The 18,739-nt window shown below is 55.4% G+C and carries 17 protein-coding genes and 3 pseudogenes; 11 read left to right on the top strand and 9 right to left on the bottom strand.

Features of this window, described 5'->3' with window-relative positions; translation table 11 throughout:
- Nucleotides 1-16 precede the first annotated feature (16 nt).
- The 4 genes from ACIQUH_RS03215 to ACIQUH_RS03200 form a co-directional block, all read right to left on the bottom strand.
- The gene (locus ACIQUH_RS03215) at nt 17-229 is read right to left on the bottom strand and encodes a hypothetical protein (RefSeq protein WP_400812579.1); all 213 of its coding nucleotides are present in this window, start codon (nt 227-229) and stop codon (nt 17-19) included.
- A gap of 36 nt (nt 230-265) precedes the next feature.
- Nucleotides 266-2,722, bottom strand: coding sequence for a tetratricopeptide repeat protein (locus ACIQUH_RS03210; protein WP_400812577.1), 2,457 nt, complete (start codon nt 2,720-2,722; stop codon nt 266-268).
- Nucleotides 2,719-3,612: a hypothetical protein gene (locus tag ACIQUH_RS03205; RefSeq protein WP_400812575.1), complete on the bottom strand. Its 894-nt coding sequence runs from the start codon at nt 3,610-3,612 to the stop codon at nt 2,719-2,721. Before ACIQUH_RS03205 ends, ACIQUH_RS03210 begins: the two co-directional genes overlap by 4 nt.
- A gap of 552 nt (nt 3,613-4,164) precedes the next feature.
- A complete protein-coding gene (locus ACIQUH_RS03200; protein WP_400812573.1) occupies nt 4,165-6,078 on the bottom strand; it encodes a potassium transporter Kup in 1,914 nt (637 codons plus the stop codon).
- A 309-nt stretch (nt 6,079-6,387) separates the two neighbouring features.
- On the opposite strand from ACIQUH_RS03200, the gene ACIQUH_RS03195 reads away from it, so the two are divergent.
- The gene (locus ACIQUH_RS03195) at nt 6,388-6,561 is read left to right on the top strand and encodes a hypothetical protein (RefSeq protein WP_400812571.1); all 174 of its coding nucleotides are present in this window, start codon (nt 6,388-6,390) and stop codon (nt 6,559-6,561) included.
- A 40-nt stretch (nt 6,562-6,601) separates the two neighbouring features.
- Nucleotides 6,602-7,168, top strand: coding sequence for a hypothetical protein (locus ACIQUH_RS03190; protein ID WP_400812569.1), 567 nt, complete (start codon nt 6,602-6,604; stop codon nt 7,166-7,168).
- Nucleotides 7,169-7,303: 135 nt separating this feature from the next.
- Here the strand turns inward: ACIQUH_RS03190 and ACIQUH_RS03185 are convergent, their stop codons facing one another.
- Entirely contained in the window at nt 7,304-7,786 is a 483-nt protein-coding gene (locus tag ACIQUH_RS03185) for an NUDIX hydrolase (protein WP_400812567.1), read from the bottom strand.
- A gap of 119 nt (nt 7,787-7,905) precedes the next feature.
- Here ACIQUH_RS03185 and ACIQUH_RS03180 point away from each other — a divergent pair, with 119 nt between their 5' ends.
- The 3 genes and pseudogenes from ACIQUH_RS03180 (at nt 7,906) to ACIQUH_RS03170 (ending at nt 9,972) form a co-directional block, all read left to right on the top strand.
- Nucleotides 7,906-8,247: a hypothetical protein gene (locus ACIQUH_RS03180; protein ID WP_400812565.1), complete on the top strand. Its 342-nt coding sequence runs from the start codon at nt 7,906-7,908 to the stop codon at nt 8,245-8,247.
- 306 nt (nt 8,248-8,553) lie between these two features.
- A pseudogene (locus tag ACIQUH_RS03175) lies at nt 8,554-8,843 on the top strand (recombinase family protein); the annotation flags it as partial.
- 178 nt (nt 8,844-9,021) lie between these two features.
- On the top strand, nt 9,022-9,972 hold the full coding sequence (locus ACIQUH_RS03170) for a phytanoyl-CoA dioxygenase family protein (protein WP_400812563.1): 951 nt from the start codon (nt 9,022-9,024) through the stop codon (nt 9,970-9,972).
- A 571-nt stretch (nt 9,973-10,543) separates the two neighbouring features.
- Here ACIQUH_RS03170 and ACIQUH_RS03165 read toward each other — a convergent pair.
- A complete protein-coding gene (locus ACIQUH_RS03165) occupies nt 10,544-10,747 on the bottom strand; it encodes a hypothetical protein (RefSeq protein ID WP_400812561.1) in 204 nt (67 codons plus the stop codon).
- Nucleotides 10,748-11,031: 284 nt separating this feature from the next.
- On the opposite strand from ACIQUH_RS03165, the gene ACIQUH_RS03160 reads away from it, so the two are divergent.
- The 3 genes from ACIQUH_RS03160 to ACIQUH_RS03150 all read left to right on the top strand — a co-directional run bounded on the left by ACIQUH_RS03160 (nt 11,032) and on the right by ACIQUH_RS03150 (nt 13,784).
- On the top strand, nt 11,032-12,420 hold the full coding sequence (locus ACIQUH_RS03160; RefSeq protein ID WP_400812559.1) for a GGDEF domain-containing protein: 1,389 nt from the start codon (nt 11,032-11,034) through the stop codon (nt 12,418-12,420).
- A gap of 131 nt (nt 12,421-12,551) precedes the next feature.
- Complete coding sequence (locus ACIQUH_RS03155) at nt 12,552-13,130, top strand: carboxymuconolactone decarboxylase family protein (protein WP_400812557.1); 579 nt, start codon at nt 12,552-12,554, stop codon at nt 13,128-13,130.
- A 393-nt stretch (nt 13,131-13,523) separates the two neighbouring features.
- Nucleotides 13,524-13,784, top strand: a complete 261-nt coding sequence (locus tag ACIQUH_RS03150; protein WP_400812555.1) for a hypothetical protein — start codon at nt 13,524-13,526, stop codon at nt 13,782-13,784.
- A gap of 399 nt (nt 13,785-14,183) precedes the next feature.
- Here the strand turns inward: ACIQUH_RS03150 and ACIQUH_RS03145 are convergent.
- Nucleotides 14,184-14,426: pseudogene (locus ACIQUH_RS03145) on the bottom strand (efflux RND transporter permease subunit); the annotation flags it as partial.
- Between the two features lie 250 nt (nt 14,427-14,676).
- Between ACIQUH_RS03145 and ACIQUH_RS03140 the strand changes: the two are divergent.
- Nucleotides 14,677-15,489 (top strand): chromate resistance protein ChrB domain-containing protein, encoded by an 813-nt coding sequence (locus ACIQUH_RS03140; RefSeq protein ID WP_400812553.1) that lies wholly within the window; start codon nt 14,677-14,679, stop codon nt 15,487-15,489.
- A complete protein-coding gene (gene chrA / locus ACIQUH_RS03135; protein WP_400812551.1) occupies nt 15,486-16,898 on the top strand; it encodes a chromate efflux transporter in 1,413 nt (470 codons plus the stop codon). The genes ACIQUH_RS03140 and chrA overlap by 4 nt, the downstream gene beginning before the upstream one ends.
- A gap of 475 nt (nt 16,899-17,373) precedes the next feature.
- Here the strand turns inward: chrA and gstA are convergent, their stop codons facing one another.
- Nucleotides 17,374-18,009, bottom strand: coding sequence for a glutathione transferase GstA (gene gstA / locus ACIQUH_RS03130; protein WP_400812549.1), 636 nt, complete (start codon nt 18,007-18,009; stop codon nt 17,374-17,376).
- Between the two features lie 149 nt (nt 18,010-18,158).
- Here gstA and ACIQUH_RS03125 point away from each other — a divergent pair, with 149 nt between their 5' ends.
- Entirely contained in the window at nt 18,159-18,482 is a 324-nt protein-coding gene (locus tag ACIQUH_RS03125; RefSeq protein ID WP_400812547.1) for a winged helix-turn-helix transcriptional regulator, read from the top strand.
- Here the strand turns inward: ACIQUH_RS03125 and ACIQUH_RS03120 are convergent.
- Nucleotides 18,436-18,627: pseudogene (locus tag ACIQUH_RS03120) on the bottom strand (hypothetical protein); the annotation flags it as partial. The gene ACIQUH_RS03125 and the pseudogene ACIQUH_RS03120 overlap by 47 nt on opposite strands.
- Nucleotides 18,628-18,739: the final 112 nt, after the last annotated feature.

The raw sequence follows: 18,739 nt of genomic DNA, 5'->3' as shown, positions 1-18,739 counted from the left end.
TCGAGGTTCTCCTGGTTCATGGCATTGTTGTCCGGCTATTGACGCAATGGTCCGGGAAGGCATCAAGGAACGGTGCAAGGTTGGGATCTTCGGAAACGAGATCGCGCATCCGCAGGAGATGATCGGCCTGCGCCCTATAACTCTCCCGGCCATAGGGATTGACGCTGTCGGCACGGACGTTGAAAAGGTCTGTACCCGCAATCGGCTCGACGGCCCGCGGGATCATCAAGGTCAGGAATCCGTGCTTGACACTGGCCTCGTGGCCTTAGGCGGCCTCTCGCAGGATAGCTAGCTGAACACTGTTTTCCAGCCACCCTTTGGGCTCGGTCTGGGCATGTTTCACCAGCCCGAGCTGGACACCGATTTGCTCTCGAACGACACCGAGCTGACCAGTGACCCCCCTGGCTTCTCGATATGCTTTTGTCGCCGCTGTTCGTTCCAAGAACGCTGCGGCATGGAGGCGGACAATACGGGTGATCTCATCATCGGCAGGTGCCGCCGGAGACAGGATCTCCACTGCAGCGGCGGGCGTCTGCTGCTTGACTAGAATGGATGCTAAAGTCGAGCGGATCATCCGGCGTTCCTTATCGAAAGGGACGGCTTTCAAAGCGGCTTCGCTTCTCGCTTTTGCCTCCTCCGATGCTCCGGAACGAAGCTCTATCAGAGCTCGGAGGTTTTCAGCTCGCCAGCCGGCCTGGGTTTCCGGCGAGATGTGCTCGATCGCCTTGAGGGCATCCTCGAAACGGTTTCCAATCGCATACAGCGAGGCTCTGGATATAGCCGCGTGAACATTGTGTGGCGCCGCTTTGACGACAGCATCGTAGGCCTGCAGTGCTTGGTCGTCATATCCAAGCGCTTTAAGGGAATGAGCCTGTTCGAGGGCGGCAGCGATATTTTTGGGCGCCAAAGCGACGATCGCGTTGATTGCCTCCAGAGCGGCCGCTCTCTGGCCCGAACGCCTTAGGTTCACGGCATGAGCGATCGACAATCTTGTGTCGTCGGGGAATCGCTGCATTCCGGCTCTCAATGCGTGCCCGGCTTCGATCGGCTTGTTCGCGTCGCGAAGGGCCTCCGCCAAGCCAAGGTGGGCCAGAGGGAGGTGCGGGAAACGGGTTATCGCACGGCGGTACATTTTTGCGGCTTCTGCGTAGTTGCCCTGCAGGCGACGAAGATCGGCGAGGCCGATAGGAGCGAAACTGTCGTGACCATAGTTTGCGATGATACGCTGGTATTCGCGCTCCGCTCTTTCGAAGTCTCCAGTAAGCTTCGAAATGGAAGCCTGTCCGTTCAAGGCTACCAAGCGGTCGAAACTGCTCTTGCCTGCAGCCCTTTGGTAGTTACTACGCGCCTCCTTAAGCCTGCCGAGCTCGACAAGCGTAGCCGCATATCCCGAGAAAAGAATAGACTCTTCCGACACGTCGCGGATCGCGGCCTCATAGACCAGTAGAGACTCGTCGAGTTTGCCCAACTCACGCAATGTCCCGCCCAAACCGGCGTGAGCGTGGTAGGCGTCGTCGTAGTCTCCGAAGGCCGCTATGGCTTCGCGATAAGCGGCCTCGGCTTCCGTGAGGCGGCCCTGTGCTCGCATTATGCGAGCGCAACCTGTTGCGTAGAAAGACGGTGCACTATTCGCTACTCTTTCGAGGACGATAGAGGCTTCTGCTGGCCTGTGCAGGGTTAGCAACGCGTCAACGAGATGCCCATGCGTCATCGGGTCTTCCGGCCAGACCTCCGTGGCCTGCACGGACCACTCGTACTGGAGGTCTACGATGCCGACACGTTGTGCTTCCTTGCTCAACCTGCAAAGGGATTTGGCGATGTACTCTCCAGAACTTATGCCCCGCTGGCTCGCGACCAGCTCTGCAGCATAGCGGCGTGCCATCGCAATATCGCCTTCGCGGAGCTTCTCTATGATCGCGGGTTGCTGGCCCATGGCATTTTCGAATGCCCGCCTTGCGGCGCGCCCGAAGAGCTCGCCGCCTTCTAGATCATCAGGGTCCTCTACCTTGTACCTGACTTTCGCAAACGGAATCGCCGGATTTTTAAAGGTCTCAGTCCAGCTCCCGACTATCTCTCTCGAGTTGGGGAACGTTCGCAGAGCTTGATAGGTTGACAGGACTGCCATTCCCGAATCGCCGGCATGAACCCCGCGGCTTAAGCACACGAAGGCCCCTTTACTGATAGCAAATTCCCTTGCAGCGTTGCGTGCGTTCCTGCTCTCGAATGTAGGCAAAGGAATGCTGTCAAATGCGGTCCGGACCTTGTCGATCGCCAACTGATGATCAACGACGTCATCAATAAAAGCGGTGAGTTCGAGAAGTCCATCAGTCGCTTTATTCGCACGGTCGATGTCAAACGACGGCAAGAACGGATGGCTGAAGAAGATTTTGGTCATGTGCGCGCGGGTCGCGCCGCTGTTCATCAGATCGTTGAGGTCTTTGGCAAGCTCGCGCCGCTCCTCCTCGTCATCTTCTGAATCCATGAGCAGTATGAAGAGGCGCACGGCGATGTCTGCATCGTGGGCATCCCTGGTGATACGTTGGGCCTCTGCCTGGGATTTGACTTGGACGGAGTAGGTGTCTGTGCCACCTTCAAACGCATATGCTAAGTGAGCACTCTCGATCAGGCGGCCATTTTCGTCTCCTAGATCGTAGAGGAGATGAGCTGTACCCGACGGGGTGGCGTAACGCCCTAGGTGTCCCGATACAATCGCTTGCATCATAGTTCCTGCACCTCCACTCCCAACTTCTGCAATTCGCGCCGGATATTACGCCAGATGTGCTTCTCAGCTCCCTTGGGAGCATTTGTCACCACAACCTTCGAGATCGCAGATCGATGCAATGGACCATATATATGCACTTCGAGGAAGTCAGCATCTGCTGTCGAACCCTCGCTCAGCAGGATTCCGCTGAACTCGGCGCTCATCGTGCCTGAAGTGATGCGACTTTGCAACTTTGCCTGGGCCAATTTTTCGCGCGAGTTCCAGACAGCCCGATACCCCGCCGGCGGAAGCTCTCCGACGATAACTTTATGTTTTTTGAGGAATACTATCGGATTCTCTTCGAAGACCGATGTGCGCGTTGCGATCGCCGATTCCTTGATCGATACGTGGAACGCTCCGTAATACTGCGCTCCAAGGTCGTCCAGCGACAGCGCGGCGAAATGTAGTTCCTCGTGATAATGGGGATTGATCGTACCATCCGCCGCCAGGCGAATGCGATCCCAAAGATTGTCTTCCGGAGCGCGCTCTCCCGACCTGAACTGCTGATAGAAGGTGGTCAGTGCCAGATTGTCGTTCATAACGAACTTGTCGAGTGGGCCAATCTTCCTAGTCATGACCACTGTCGAAGCCGAAACCGCTACGCCGAAATCCTCGAGTTGCTTTAGGGAATTCGTAATTTCTGCCATCTGCTTGGCGGCCGCAAGGCGGGCCTCGAGGGCATCGACTTCTTCCTGCTGACGAGAGGCCCGTACGTTGGGTGCTGGACCAGCGGTACCGCAAGTTCGACAATCTCTGAAAAACGGCGACAACTCATTACCGCACCCCGCACAATGCTCCGCCACGTGACTTCCCAAAATTTTCTCTAGCACCACGAATAGTTGAAGGTTCATGTATAAATCAATAGGAGCCTCGAATATTTCAACGCCTACAGCAATCAACCGCTGACAGGTTGGTGGCTATCGACCTCCTGATTAGGAGCGGTGCCAGCTCTTTCTTGAACTGATGTGGTGGATGGCGATACCGACGTTCTGCGATTGATGCGCGTACACGACCTTCGCCGCCGTGGCCACGAGATTCTCGTACGCTTCGTCGCTAGTGGATCGAACCCTTTCCTTGAGTGCGGAATCCAGTGGGTCGCTGGATCTCGCGTCGGTAGGGAAATCGGCTCCTCTCTGGTAGGAGGCCTCCACAGCCGCGGCGAGATCGTGCGTCAGTTCGGCGTCGAGCTTCGCTGCATGCCGACGCCCAAGGAGAGCCGCTCAACAGGTGTCGCACGAAACGATCTATCGCAGCCTGTACATCCAGGCCCGTGGGGCGCTGAAAAAGGAATTGCTCGAACACCTTGATGTTTTAATCTCACACGGCAATGCGGACGGCTGAAAACCAACACTAGACACCGATATTTTTCGCCTTCGCACATTGAGGGGAAATATCGGCATTTACTAAATTGCGACCTGTTCGCCGATCTCGATAACGCGGTTGGGTGGAAGCTTGAAGTACGCCGATGGGTCAATTCCGAAACCCGCCAAAGCAATGTAGAGATCTTCCTGCCAACGTGGCAGTCCCGTGTTCGGCGTAGCAATGAGGTTGCGGCGGCCAAGATAAAACGAGGTTTGCATGATCTCGAACTTGAACCCCTTTTTCTTGCAAAGTGGCAGGGCCTTGATGACGTTCGGCTCATCCATAAAACCGAAATTAATCTCAAGGCGCATGAAGTGTTTCGATATCCGGGTTATCTCCACGCGATCGATGTCCGCAACATAGGGTTTGTCGTGCGTCCAGATCGTCAGAATGACATTTTGCTCATGAAGCACGTGATTGTGCTTGAGATTGTGAAGCAGAACACCTGGGGCTTTGTCAGGCACGCTGGTTAGAAAGACTGCTGTTCCAGGAACCACCACCGGAGCGCTCCGAGAGCCGCCCGTGATTGAGCGTTCGATTGACGCGATGAACGTGTCAAGAGATATGTCATTTCGCGATATCTTGTCCCTCAGATAGTGGGATCCCTTTGTCCATGTCCACATCACAAGGATGATCACACCCGCGAGAGCCAGGGGTACCCAGCCTCCATCATGAACTTTGAGCAAGTTTGCTGCGAGGAAGACGGCTTCAATCGAAAACAGCGGCGCCAACAAGAGAGCGGCTGTGAGTGCCGATTTACCTCTAACCGACCGAAGGAATTGGAATGCCATCAAGGTCGTAACAACCATCGCGCCTGTGACGGAGATCCCGTATGCGGTGGCAAGTGATTCCGAATCCCCGAACGAGAAAATCAGCACAAGGACACCAATGAACAAAACCATGTTCACGGCAGGCACATAAATCTGTCCGGTATTGGTCTCCGATGTAAAACGGATCATCAACTTCGGCAGGAAACCGAGATGCACAGCCTGACGCGCCAGTGAAAAGGCTCCGGTGATAACAGCCTGACTGGCAATCACGGTTGCCATTGTCGCCAGGATGACCATCGGAAGTAACGCCCACTCCGGATAGAGCAGGTAAAAGGGATTCTCGATCGCTGCCGGGTTGCTTAGGACAAGAGCGCCTTGGCCGAGGTAGTTGAGCGCGAGCGCTGGGAACACCAGGATAAACCATGCGGCGCTGATTGGCTTTCGACCGAAGTGCCCCAGGTCAGCGTAAAGCGCTTCAGCCCCAGTCACAGTCAGGAAGACCGCTCCGAGCACGATCAGGCCAGCCCAACCTGCATGGGTTATAAACCACAAGGCGTTTATCGGATTGAGCGCTTCCAGAATTGTCCAGTCATCACCGATATGGATCAGGCCACCCCAGGCCATAGCAAGGAACCAGACGACCGTGATGGGGCCAAAGAAGACGGCTACGGCCCCAGTGCCCTTGGACTGAACAGCGAAGAGCCCGACCATGATCGCCGCCGAGAGCGGCAACACGTAGTCGGAAAAAGCAGGCGTGACCAGTTTCATACCTTCCAGAGCCGACATCACCGAAAGTGCAGGGGTGATCATCGCATCGCCGATGAAAAGTGCCGAGCCTATGAGGCCTGCAAAAAACAGGACGGGCATATAGCTGCCGGTCTTCTTCATGAGGAGTGCGAGCAGTGAGAGTGTACCACCTTCACCATCATTGTCTGCTCGGAGTAGGAAAAGTACGTACTTGAACGTCACGATAATTGTCAGCGTCCAGATCATCAGCGAGATCAGGCCGACAACATGCTCGTGCTGAACGCCATTTGCCGTAAAAGGGCGCAACGATTCCCGGAAGGCGTATAAGGGGCTGGTGCCGATGTCTCCGTAGACGACCCCTATCGAACCAAGGAGAAGAACAAGAAACTTTTTGGTTTCAGACCGGCTGTCGGAAACAGTTGAGCTCGAAGATGTCATCATGTCTCCAGTCGATTTGTCGCAGAGATATCACGACTGCGCTGCAGTACGTCAATATCCCAGGGAAGCGAAGACAAAGAGTAAAACAAAATCGCGTGAAATTTTTCCGTCAATCCCGGCTGTTGCGGTCGAGGACGGCTGAGACGTTGAGGGCGTTTTGGAAATGCGCGTCCTTGACCTTGAATGCCAGTCGGTGACCGCCCAAATGATGGGTCTACCCGCTGGTCCGGGCCCCTCTGGTGAAAGTCGCGGTGCTTTTACGATGTCGGACCTTAAACCGACATTTTTGCCGTACCAGAAGGACCAACCATGATCGCAGACGTCGCTGCGTGGATTTTCACCCTGTTTGTTGTAGACCCGCTTCAGACCGAGATGCAGAAAACGCTGGAGCGCGCAAATCTTCCCATCGAGGCTGTGCAACAATCTCAGCAGTGTCTGACGATGCAAGTGCCGTGCCTCATCCACCTTCCGGTTGATAAGTAAAATTTTAACCAACGCGGCGCGGCGACGAGGACCCCTGCAGATGACGGCACACGTGAAGTTCTTCCCGACCGGGAAGGCTGACACGACCTTTGTTCAGCTTGCGAACAATCAGGTCGTTCTGATGGACTACGCTCACATGCGCAATGAGAAAGACCCGTTCGACAAGCGGATCGATCTCCCGACCGCGGTCCGCGATGCGATGGACGAGGTCGACCGGGAATCCTTCCGCGTCGTCGCCTTCACCCACCTCGACAAGGATCACATCTACCGCGCCAGCGAATTCTTCTGGTTCGAACATGCTTCCGCCTATCAAGGCGACGACCGTATGAAGATCGACGAGCTTTGGGTGCCCGCCGGTGTCCTGACCGAGATCGCTCTCGACGACGACGCCCGCGTGATCCGGCAGGAGGCCAGGTACCGCCTGAAGGAAGGGAAGGGCATAAAGGTTTTCTCGCGTCCAGAGGCCCTGGAGTCCTATCTTGAGGAAAATGGTCTCACGCTAGCGTCGTGGTCACACTGCATAGTCAACGCAGGTGAGTTGGTTCCGGGATTCAACAAGTGGGGTTCGGAGGCTGTGGAGTTCTTCGTTCACAGCCCGTTTTGTTGATTGGCGCATTCTTGCCGTTAATGTCGTAACGGCATTTTTTGGAATGGCCAATCGAGCTTGGTCTGTGCGAGGAAAACACCGCTTACGATGGGTTTTCCGCAATCACAAGAATATTTGCGACCGGCCGGTAGACCATCACGCGTTTGCGCGACGTTCATAGTACGGATGGGTTGCCACTGACGCGATGATAAGACCGAGTTTGGGGTTCGCAACTTCGCTCACTGCGACTGTCAGCGGAACCCACTTTATCCGCCTCTCGTCTTTTTCTGGATAGGACGATGCGATCCTGTGAACATGCAGGAGATGGACGGAGACGCTATAAAGTAGCGAACGGCCTTCCTTGCGATAGGAGAACCGCCCGATAACAGGCTCCAGCGCGGAGCCTTCCACTCCGGCCTCTTCAAAAGCTTCTCGTACGGCCGCTTGCTGACTTGTTTCACCGGGTTCGACATGTCCCTTCGGAATGCCCCAGGAGCCGTTAGTGCGACTGGCGACCAAGGCAATCTCACCTTCGTCAGCTTTTGCCCGTAGGCGCAAACAAACGGCAGCCGCCTGCAAAATCGCGAAGGGCGGCTTTTGCCCGATAGCTTCACTGCCAACACAATATGCAACTGTCATCGTTGCTTCCTACACTGAGTGAGATGGCGCCTGGAGATGCCATTCACCTTCCCGGATGATCTGCAGTCTTGTTTGTGACAGTTTAGTGACTATTCTGCGACAAGAAAAGGAGGATTCTGATGAGCGAGAAACGCAAGAAAATCTACCACGCTCTCGTGGATGGAGCCACCGAGGGCCTATCTGACAAGGCCTTGTATGAATTCGTCATCCATCGCTGTCCGAAGGCATCAAGCAAGAAGATTGTCCGTGCGGCCTTGCTGGCGCTGACCGATCCGGACGTCACCGATCGGCATGTGCTGACCACGATCTACGCCCTTGCGATTAAGCATCGCATGGACGAGATCGGTGAAGGCGATTTGGAACAGGACGAAGCAGAAGGCGAGGATCGCGAGCCTGTTCCGCTGCGCAAGCGCGCGAAGAGGGAGGAAGACGCGTCGCCCGCACCGCCTGCCGCACCTTGAGGCGTCGGAACAAGGCGTGATTGCCAGCGCTCGTTATTCGAACTCCTAGCCAGGTGGCGATTAGACTGGACGAGACGCATCACTTCCCAGTCAGGGAGGCCCAAAGGAGTGATCCTGCGGAGATACCGAGCGCCAAGTCGATGCCAGCTTTGCGACACACGGCCATCGACGTCCCGAGCGCAAAAGCGCTGAAGGCCAAGCCGATTTCTGGCAAATATTCCACGTAGATTACCACCACGCCGTCGTTGTGAAACTCCCAATCCGAACGACGGTTGTTTTCCTGACATCGCAACATCGCAGAATAGACGGTTTCACTGTCTCGCGCTTGGCGGCACGGACCTGACCAGTTCGGCCGGCACGATGACTATGAACGTGCTCAATGCCGTTGCCCAGTTCGAGCGAGATTTGCTGATCGAGCGGACGCAATCCGGCCTCAATCGTGCCAAGTCGGAAGGAAAGGCCCTCGGTCGCCCTTCGTCGCTCAGCAAAAAACAGAAGCAGGATGTGCGTGATGATCTCGCAAGAGGGGTGATATCGCCAGGAAATTTGCGACGAGTCGACAGATGATCATGCGTGTTAGAGACGCACATTCGTGAAGTTATTTTGCAGAGTCTCCAGCCGACGTGACTGGAATAATGTCCTTGCGCACCAGTCGGCAGCCCTATCTGTTGTCATCCACTATTTTTGCTGCTTTGCAACATCATATGCAGGTGACTAAGTTGACCCGTCTCTTGGGAGGGTGGCAGTTCGTGTCAACATCTACGAGGATCCTGGATGTCATCCACTCCCGATCTGGAAACCGTCGCCCGCCGTGGCGGCAAATTTCAGCGCATGGCGGCTCGCATACCAACCTACCTGACCGACCTGCGGGAAAATCCGGCCTGGCTGCCAATGTTCATGCTCGCCCGCACGATGCCCTTTCGCAAAGCACACTGGCTGACCGCCCGCCGCGTGCCTCGTTCCGTGGAAACAGCGCCCTCGATGTTCGGGAACCTCAAGCCCGAAGTCGTCGCGGACGAGTTGCGGCGTACCGGAATTTTTACCGGTCTGCCGCTGCCAAAGGATATCCAGCAGGAGCTTTTCAGGTTCGGCTGTGAAACGCCCTGTTTCGGCAATTTCGAACGGAAGCTCGAATTGCTTGCCGGAGAGCATGCGGAGGCCGAGCAGCGTTTCGGGCGGACGATCCTGAGCGGGCATCATTTCGAGAGGGTGATGCAATGTGATGCCGCGCTGGCGGTTCAAAGAGATCCGCTGCTTCTCGATATTGCCAGACACTATCTCGGTGGTGAAGCCAAGCTGATCACGACACGAACCTGGTGGAGCTTTCCAACAAAATCAGCATCGGAAGAGGATTTGAGCCGCGCCTCCTTTAAATATCATTTCGATCTCGATGACTGGCGCATGCTGAAATTCTTCTTCTACCTCTCGGATGTCGATAGCGATGCCGGCCCTCACATCTATGTCCGCGGCAGCCACAATCGCCGGCGGCTGAAGCATCAGCTCACACTTCTCGTGGGCCATCCCGCAGAGGAAGTGCTGGAATATTACGGGTCCGAGAACGTTGTCGAATTGACCGGCAAGGCGGGAACCGGCTTCGTTGAAGACCCCTTCGGCTTTCATATGGGGACACCTGCCAAAACCACGCCACGCCTGATGATGGAGGTGGGTTTTGGTGTCTCCAGACCGTCAAAGCGGCGTTATCATGGCGAGCCGGTCGTCCGCTAGGTCGTCGCCCTCACGATGAGAGGGAAGCGGGCGCCGGAACGCGACCTCGGCCGCAGGCGAGAAACATTCAGCCTGCGTTCATTGCCTGCAGACGAGAATAGTCCTTGCTGCGCCCACCAGCGCAGCATGGCTCTGGGTATGAAACACGAGGTTTCATACCCAGAGCCTCCGCGGAGGTTCGAATGTCTGCAAACAGGAAAGATGCTGCCTTGAATATCTGGATTGTTCATGCCGCAATAGTTGGCTGTACATCCTTCGCGATTCTTTTCGCGGCGTTGCAGGTGCCTCCGCTGCCACCGACGCCGGCTTGGTTATACAGCGGGATGACAATCGCGGCCGTATTGTCTTCGTCGTTTCCCGGCGACAGGGACGACAGCCTTGGGGCGCAGCGACTGTAGCCTTGGCCGTCGCCCTGTTGGTCATGCTGTCGTCTTTTGGATTGGTGCTGAACATCGTAGGATCTTAACAAGAGCCACAAGATTCGTGAGGCTTAATCGTGCCGGCCTGTTCCGTTCGTGAGGTCAGGGTGGGTTCCTCTCCCATGCGGAACCAACATCAGGGTGGCTACACGCTATTTCCCCACCTGTTTGCAAATTCCCACGCTCGCAATGGCGTCAGGCCCGAATCTGTCCACGGAGAGCGGAGGTTTCACTATAGCCTTGCCGTATTCCAGCTTCTGCCAATATCCGGCAGGTGGGCGCGCGATCTCGTAGTCATCACAGGCTTTGGCCAGCCGAATGGCATTGAAACCAAAGTCTTCGGCAATCTGTTTCAATGGCCTCGACCAGACAAGCTCATAGAGTTTTCTCCGGGTTAAATTTGACAAAGCGCACACCGCCTTTCCGCCGTCTCCCCAACAGAATGAACAATGAAGACCGGGGTCGATACCCCGCCGTCCCCAAACTTCGATAAATGCAGGTCGGCGTACCGACGTCAACGGTCAGAAAGGACCAATGTGCAACCGGGGAAACATTAGAGGAAGTTAAATCATATTATGCTTTAATAACATGATCAGAAATACTTTCTGGCAGTTGTCAGGTTTGAATGGGGAGGCGTAAATTGGGGGCCGCCGCAAGACTATTCCTTTATTTCATCATCTGTATCCTCGTGAACTATCTTTCCCTCCGCCTGTCGAATTCCGCTGGCATCGTCTTTTTCTGGCCCGGAAACGTGCTTGCTGCCGTTCTTGCCATACGCTGGCGCAGCCGGTCGCGCTACGGTCGCCATATTCGACACGGCTGCTATGTTCTCCTGCTCATCCTGGGGCAATTCCTGGTATCGACGGTCGAAAACAAGCCGCAAGACTTTCTCAACAATATCTATTTCAGCATCGCGGACGCGGCATACATCTTGCTTTATTCGGGCTTCATGCGTCTGACGATCAGGCGTCGCCACTGGTTCTCACCCTACAAGCGAAGCCTGTTGCTGATTGCACCTGTCGTGCTGTCCGTCGTGACGCACGGTGTCCTGGTCGGTACAGTCCTCAACAATCTCATGTCCCTGGGCGAACCGGGCTTTGTCGTGACGAACTGGACAAGCGAACAATTATTCACTGGCCTGGTTTTCACCATGGTCCTCGCGGGCAGCGTCGCCAAGGTTTGGGCTGTTCAACTGAAGCAATTGGATCGGCAGGCGATTGTTCTGCTCGTCGTGCTCGCTGTCGTGCAGATATCCATGGCGTTCTCGCAGTGGCTCACGATCACCTCGATCGCCATAATACCCTGCATCTACGCCATTGTCCGGCTCGGCTTTGCCTGGTCCGTCTTCGTGACGGGATGCTTCATGCTTTTTTCCATTCTGATCCAGACCTATTTTTACGTCACCATGAATGTCGACGTAAAAAATGGCGTTTTCTACCAGCAGATTTTCGCGCACAGGTTCGACATTTCCATGCTTGCGATCCTTGTCGTCTCCATGGGAGATCTGGTCAGCCAAAGGAATCGCCTGCTCAAAAGGGCGCAGCAACATGCCGAAACGGATCGGCTCACGCGGTTGTACAATCGCCATTTTGTCTTCAGGATTCTCGGGGATATGGTTCGGCGACGGCAGATCGGAATCGCCGCCCTCGATATCGATGACTTCAAGAAGATCAATGATGTTTACGGGCACCATGTTGGCGATGCTGTGATCATTGCCGTTTCCAACGTCTTGAGGCGCTGTCTGCGCAAAACCGACATCGCAGCCAGATGGGGCGGCGAGGAATTTCTCGTCATTCTGCCCGAGATATCCGAGGACAATCTTCAACTGGTCTGCAATCGCATTATCGAAGAGGTGAGAAGCCAGGAGCTGTTGATCGAGACGAATATCCTGCGGTTCACGGTCAGTGTTGGGGCAGCCCACATTCCGGCATTCGCAGCAAACGACTTCGACGATGCCTTCCTGGTTGCCGACACCCTGCTGTACCAGGCCAAGAAGGCAGGCAAGGACAGGGTGGTGTTCCGCGGCTGATGATATTCCGCAGTCCGCGGAAATCACTGCTGGAGGAGGAATTGCCGAACTTGCCCGAATTCGTGCAAATGACTGGTCTTGTCACCAGCGCCTGCTATTCTGACGGACTGACATTGACATGGGAGGGTGAGATGTTCATCAAGACAATCGAACCGGGAGAGGCAACGGGAGAGATTGCTGAGCTCTATGATGCCGAAAAACAATCGATGGGTCGAGTGATGCAGGCGACTCAATGCTGGTCCGCCCGCCCAGATATCATCGTTCCCGTAGAGAACCTGCTGCACCAGATCCGGGATAATTTCTCGCTTGGTCTGTTGAACTTTCGGCTGATCACCTTCGTTGCCGCCCAGCATATTCCGTCAAGCTATTGCTCACATGTCTATTTCCGCAGTCTGTCAGGGATGCTCGGGCGTGGTCAGGCGCTGGCGGTTCGAAGGGATTTCCGAAATGCTGGCCTTACGATCCAGCAGATCGAGATGCTTGCCTATGCCGAACAGATCAGTCGCGATGCGTCACGCATAACCGAAGGCGACATTCAGCGGTTGCGGGATACCGGTTTGTCGGATCTGAACATCGCAGACATTGCTTTGGCAGCATCGTTTCGCAGCTTCATGAGCCGATACTTTGACGCCGTTGGCGCTACCGTCGAACCGGAGTTTCTCGATGGCGATCAAGCCGTCAGGGACGAAATGGCCGTCGGCCGAACATGACGACCGAACTCCTCGGAAAATATTGGAAACTTAAAATCGCGGTAGCCTGTAAAGCCGGTTTGCTGGCCAACGACCACCAAGGTTACCGCGATATAGGCGACGATCAGCGCAATAATCGTACAGATCAACATTTTAGACGTTGCCAATATGACTCACACTTGCTCTACGATTAGACTGAAAAAACAAGCCCGTCCCATCGGAAGCGGGCTTGTTTTGAGTATTCATGGTCACACGAACGCGATACAAGGCGTGCTCAATACATTCGCATTCTCTTATCAAAAAGTCCATTATCGTCTGAGTGACTGTCGCCAGAATTCTTGCGGCAGGCCGTTGCGACCGGAGAGGCAAATTCCTCGGATCGCACACCTGTCCGCAAGCGATAGGATATTCGTCATGGCTTCACGGAGCAGCGGAAAAAGCATGAAAGAACCAGCAGCACCTTTTTCCGAACAGCCGCTAGACCGCAAGGCAAGCCTGATGTCACAGGTCGCGCATCTCCAGCACAGGGCCGGACCTTTCAGCGAGCCTTTTGATATGAAGGCTTTTCTGGATGAAGAATGGGACGCTCCCAAAGGCGATTTTTCCAAGACCGACCTGGCCTCGGTGGAAAACATCGCGGGAGATCGGAAATCACTGGAGACGCCTGAAGGATAGGTGATGATTTTTCTCCCAGGTCGTCGTAAAATATAGGGGAAAATGGAGGGCACGATTATGGGTCGTCCAACCCCGAATAGACACCATCCCTATTGGGAGGGAGTGGGTCTTGATATACTTCTCGCGCTGTGCGTTGCGCTACCTGTCGCTGGTCTGGTTTTCATCATCCTGCATGTATGAAGACCATCCGTTCCGCAAATGGACAAGGCTGCCGGCTCTTGGCACCCGTATTGTGAACCGTGGCTCACAATACGGGTGATCATTTCATCGGAAGAACAGATATTTGACGAGTGCCGCGATCACCAGGGCGATCACGACGAGCCCGACAAGACCCGCCAGCCCCTACCCATCACATCGTTCATATTGGCCGTTCCTTCATTCGGTTGCTTGCCTGAGGGTTATCAACAGGCTGAAGAACAGCGCTGGTCCGACCTCGCCTGCCGCATCGATGAGGATCTGCGGCCGCGGTTTATCGGGCGGAGCCCGCTCCAGATGCTTGTGGGCATTTTCGGTCATCACGATCGCTGCGTCGATCATGGCGCCGACCGCAATGGCGATGCCGCCGAGGCTCATGATGTTGGAACCAAGCCCGATGAGCTTCATCGTGCCGAAGGCCATCAGGATGCCGACGGGCAACATCAGGCGGTATTCACCAGTGTCATGAGTTTCGGTTCTGGAATTCATGGTCGCACAACCGCAACTGATACTCGAAGAGGCCGTTGGCAAGGCCTCGTGTGGTATGGCCAACTCCGATGTGGCGACGATGATCTATTCCTGTGTTGACAAAATCACCTGTCGCTGCAAAATCCGTCGTGATGGGGTAGCGATCACCCCACGAGGCCACGGCTAGAGAATCGCGTCCTATAAACCCGAGCCAACGGAGGGACGCGCTATGCCGTCATTTCTGGAAATCACACCCGACAAGCTAAATCGGATCATCGGCACGCCTAACCTGCCGACCATCATCGATGCCCGTGACGAGGATGACTACGCCGCCGATCAACGATTGGTCCCGACAACCATCCGACGCGACTACCGAACAGTTGCCGATTGGGGGCCGAGTGTCGGTGGCCCCTCTATCATCGTTTGTCAGAAAGGCCGCAAGCTCAGTCACGGCGTTGCTGCGTATCTAAGGTTCCTTGGCCAAGACGCCGAAGTCCTGGAAGGTGGCTTCGAGGCGTGGCGAGATGGTCAGGGAACGTTGGTGCCCGCAGATAAGCTTCCACCACGCGATGCAACTGGTCGAACTGTCTGGGTGACGAGGTCGCGTCCGAAAATAGACCGGATTGCCTGCCCTTGGCTGATACGGCGGTTCATCGATCCGTCGGCGATCTTCCTGTTCGTTCCGGCGAATGAGGTCTCAGCAGTTGCTGACCGATTCAATGCCACGCCCTTCGACATCGAGGATGTCTTCTGGAGCCATCGGGGTGCGCTATGCACCTTCGATGTCATGATCGAGGAGTTGGGCCTCCATTCGGAACCTCTTGATCATCTTGCGATAATCGTACGAGGTGCCGATACGGCACGCCCCGAACTCGCTCCCGAGGTGCCAGGACTGCTCGCAGCCTCGCTCGGCCTGTCCCGCATGTTCAATGACGATCTCGAACAACTCGAAGCAGGTATGACGCTCTACGATGCCTTCTATCGCTGGTGCCGAGATGCGACCGACGAGACGCATAACTGGCCTAACCCGAGGAAGGGATGATGACCATGACCGACCTCACAAAAACCACTGTTGCTGCTCCCGGCGAAACCTCCAGTGACATCGTACCGTTCTCTGAAGCGGTAAAGGTCTGGGCGCGTGTGGCTGCCCTCAGCTTCGGTGGTCCGGCCGGACAGATCGCAGTGATGCACCGAATCGTCGTCGACGAGAAGAAATGGGTGGGCGAACATCGGTTTCTGCACGCGCTCAACTATTGCATGCTCTTACCCGGTCCAGAGGCCCATCAGCTCGCGATCTACATCGGATGGCTATTGAACAAGACTAAGGGAGGAATGATCGCTGGTCTCCTGTTCGTTTTGCCAGGCTTCCTGTCCATTCTTGTCCTCAGCTACATCTATGTAATCTTCGGTGAGGTTACCGCCATCGAGGGTATGTTCTTCGGGCTGAAATGCGCGGTCCTCGCCGTCGTCATCCAGGCCGTCTTCCGCATCGGAAGTCGTGCCATCAAGAACAACGTGATGCTAGCGATTGCTGCTGCCGCCTTCATCGCCATTTTCTTCTTTCATGTGCCATTCCCTCTGATCATTATTGGAGCCGGTGTCATCGGCTATTTTGGTGGTCGAGCAGGTGTGCAAGCATTCAAGGTCGGTGGCGGTCATAAATCCGACTCAGGAAAAATCCTGGAAGATCGAGACTCCGCGCTCGGCGGGGACATCCCACGCCACGCAAGGCCGAACCTCGCTTGGTCACTGAAGACGTCTGGTGCCCTGGCCGCGCTGTGGCTCGTTCCCGTGGCAACGCTTGTGATCGCGTTCGGATGGGAGAACGTCTTTTCGAAAATTGGACTGTTCTTCAGTCAGATGGCCGTCGTTACCTTTGGCGGAGCCTATGCGGTTCTCGCCTACGTCGCACAGGCTGCCGTTGAAAACTATGGCTGGCTCCGTCCGGGTGAAATGCTTGACGGCCTTGGTATGGCGGAGACGACGCCCGGCCCGTTGATTATGGTCACGCAGTTCGTCGGCTTTCTGGCTGGCTATAGAGACCCTGGTTCTCTGTCTCCCCTAATGGCCGCGACGCTGGGGGCAATTTTGACGACGTGGGTGACGTTTCTTCCGAGCTTCCTTTGGATATTCGCCGGAGCGCCTTTCATAGAGAAAATGCGTGGCAATGTAGCCCTGAGCGGGGCCATGTCCGCTATCACAGCGGCTGTCGTCGGCGTCATCCTGAACCTTGCAATCTGGTTCGGGCTTCATGTGCTTTTCGCGGAGGTCAGGGCTGTTTCGCTAGGCGGATGGTCAATCGATCTACCTGTCATCACCTCGATAGTGTGGCCGTCTCTCGTACTTACAGTTCTTGCCGCCGTAGCGATTTTCCGGCTTAAACTTTCGGTGATCACCACGCTGCTTGTATGTGCAGGGCTCGGCATTTTTTGGAGTCTAATCGGCCTCTAACTCATCCTGGTAAGCGGCTTCATCCTTGAAGCCGCTTAGTATTGGTTTCCTGCAGGATAGTCTTCAAGCCGTTGGTCGAACGGTCCATCTGATAGGCGGTGATGAAGACACCGTCGGCCAACTCACGAGCTACGAGCCTTGCTGGCGTGTTCGCCACGGTCGATGGAAAGTATGGCCAGAATTGCTCGCCAGACGGGGAAAGCGAACGACAGTGATTTGTACTGCGACCGCCCGCAACAAGATAGAAGCAGCTCCGAACGCACAATCGGGAAGGCGGTAACCAACTCGCGCATCAGAGCTTGATCACCGACATCCTTGAGTTCCACCTCCACCCATACGCGATCATCGTAAGAGACCCGTTCGCGAGAGCGGCAGCTTCTTCTCGCCCAAGGCATTGACAATGGACATTAGAGTTATGCGGCGTTCACACCATCGCAAACTGCCTCGTCGCTGAAGCGCCGAGGCAAGTCACTTATCAATTCAGTTCGAGGCCTTCCTGAAGAATGGACTGACGGACTGCCGCGCGTCCCTTCACTCCCTCGTACCACGCTCGAAGGTTCTTGAGGTCATCCAATTGGATTGGTGCATTATAATAGGATTTGAGCCATGGTGCCTGACCCCAGCCTGCCAATGCGAACAGGTACGCATCAGCGACCGAGAACTGGTCACCCATAAGGAACTGTTTGTCGGCGAGATGCCCGTTGATCCACGCAAAGCGCTTTTCGAGCTTTGGTCTTGCGACATCGATATAAGCGCCCGCCAGATGCGCATAGAGGAGCGGGATGAATCCCTTGTGGATTTCCGTTGACAGGAAGCTGAGCATCTCTTGCAGCTTGTAGCGCTCAAAGGTTCCATTTGCCGGGGCAAGGCCTCGCTCGGGCCTCTGGTCTGCCAGATACTGGACAATTGCCGAGCCCTCCCACAACACATTACCATCATCAAGCTGTAGCGCCGGGATGTAGCCATGTGGGCTGATGCTGTGAAAATTCCTCCCTTGTTCCGTCGCATGATCGTTGTGATCGACCTTAATGAACTCGACCTCGAGACCAAGTTCGTTTGCTACGATGTGGGGCGAAAGGGAGCAGGCTGCAGGCATGTAGTAGAGTTTCATTCTCGGTGGCTCCATAGATTTTGACGTCGTTCTTCAGCTTGAAGGGGACGTGACTTCCATGTAATTCAGGCGGTATAAAAAAGTAAGAACGCAAAAGTTTGTCATCTAGGTACATATTTTATACCTAGCGGGGCCGAGAGGATTAAGGGATGAAGGAGACAGTGTCTGGCTGTTCTGTCGAAGAAGCGATGCACCTGCTTGGCGGACGCTGGCGTCTACTGATCGTATCGTATCTCGTGGATGGACCAAAGCGGTTCAACGAGCTCAGGAGACTGGTACCAGGCATTTCCCAGCGAATGCTCACCCTCGATCTCCGTGCACTTGAAGTGTCGGCGCTTGTCCAGCGCACCGTCTTTCCGACCGTACCAATCAAGGTGGAGTATGCTCTTACGGAAGATGGAAAACGGCTGGAAAAGGTAGTGAGCGTTATTCAGGAATTTGGCTTGTGGTTAAAGGCGCGGGATGCTGCTTAAACGCCTTAGGATCGACTGGAACCGCAGTGCAGGTTTGATAAATCCATGGCAGCTCATCGACCCGGCCCTGTCTATGGCCGTTGACGATGGCGGTGAGCGTACTCCTCACATGGGCCTGCGGGGCGACGGCGAATTTACAGGATTCTTCCGGTACAGGCAAAACCAGCTTGCCCTGCCGCGCCAGAGTTCGCAGTGACGACAGGTGGTCGGGCTCCAGTTGATACCGCTCTGCCTCCTCGTTTACCGCAGCACGTTGT

It is taken from the genome of Agrobacterium sp. NPDC090283 (assembly GCF_044769685.1).
GTDB lineage: Bacteria > Pseudomonadota > Alphaproteobacteria > Rhizobiales > Rhizobiaceae > Agrobacterium.
Note: the sequence above shows the minus strand (reverse complement) of the source record. Positions and strands in the feature narration are given on the sequence as shown.

What these genes read in the sequence shown, in the direction of transcription:
- ACIQUH_RS03195 (WP_400812571.1), top strand. Translation starts at nt 6,388, where the DNA reads ATGATCGCAGACGTCGCTGCGTGGATTTTCACCCTGTTTGTTGTAGAC.
- ACIQUH_RS03125 (WP_400812547.1), top strand. Translation starts at nt 18,159, where the DNA reads ATGAAGGAGACAGTGTCTGGCTGTTCTGTCGAAGAAGCGATGCACCTG.
- ACIQUH_RS03140 (WP_400812553.1), top strand. Translation starts at nt 14,677, where the DNA reads ATGCCGTCATTTCTGGAAATCACACCCGACAAGCTAAATCGGATCATC.
- ACIQUH_RS03190 (WP_400812569.1), top strand. Translation starts at nt 6,602, where the DNA reads ATGACGGCACACGTGAAGTTCTTCCCGACCGGGAAGGCTGACACGACC.
- ACIQUH_RS03185 (WP_400812567.1), bottom strand. Translation starts at nt 7,786, where the DNA reads ATGACAGTTGCATATTGTGTTGGCAGTGAAGCTATCGGGCAAAAGCCG.
- gstA (WP_400812549.1), bottom strand. Translation starts at nt 18,009, where the DNA reads ATGAAACTCTACTACATGCCTGCAGCCTGCTCCCTTTCGCCCCACATC.
- ACIQUH_RS03155 (WP_400812557.1), top strand. Translation starts at nt 12,552, where the DNA reads ATGTTCATCAAGACAATCGAACCGGGAGAGGCAACGGGAGAGATTGCT.
- ACIQUH_RS03205 (WP_400812575.1), bottom strand. Translation starts at nt 3,612, where the DNA reads ATGAACCTTCAACTATTCGTGGTGCTAGAGAAAATTTTGGGAAGTCAC.
- chrA (WP_400812551.1), top strand. Translation starts at nt 15,486, where the DNA reads ATGATGACCATGACCGACCTCACAAAAACCACTGTTGCTGCTCCCGGC.
- ACIQUH_RS03180 (WP_400812565.1), top strand. Translation starts at nt 7,906, where the DNA reads ATGAGCGAGAAACGCAAGAAAATCTACCACGCTCTCGTGGATGGAGCC.
- ACIQUH_RS03170 (WP_400812563.1), top strand. Translation starts at nt 9,022, where the DNA reads ATGTCATCCACTCCCGATCTGGAAACCGTCGCCCGCCGTGGCGGCAAA.
- ACIQUH_RS03200 (WP_400812573.1), bottom strand. Translation starts at nt 6,078, where the DNA reads ATGACATCTTCGAGCTCAACTGTTTCCGACAGCCGGTCTGAAACCAAA.
- ACIQUH_RS03210 (WP_400812577.1), bottom strand. Translation starts at nt 2,722, where the DNA reads ATGATGCAAGCGATTGTATCGGGACACCTAGGGCGTTACGCCACCCCG.
- ACIQUH_RS03150 (WP_400812555.1), top strand. Translation starts at nt 13,524, where the DNA reads ATGGCTTCACGGAGCAGCGGAAAAAGCATGAAAGAACCAGCAGCACCT.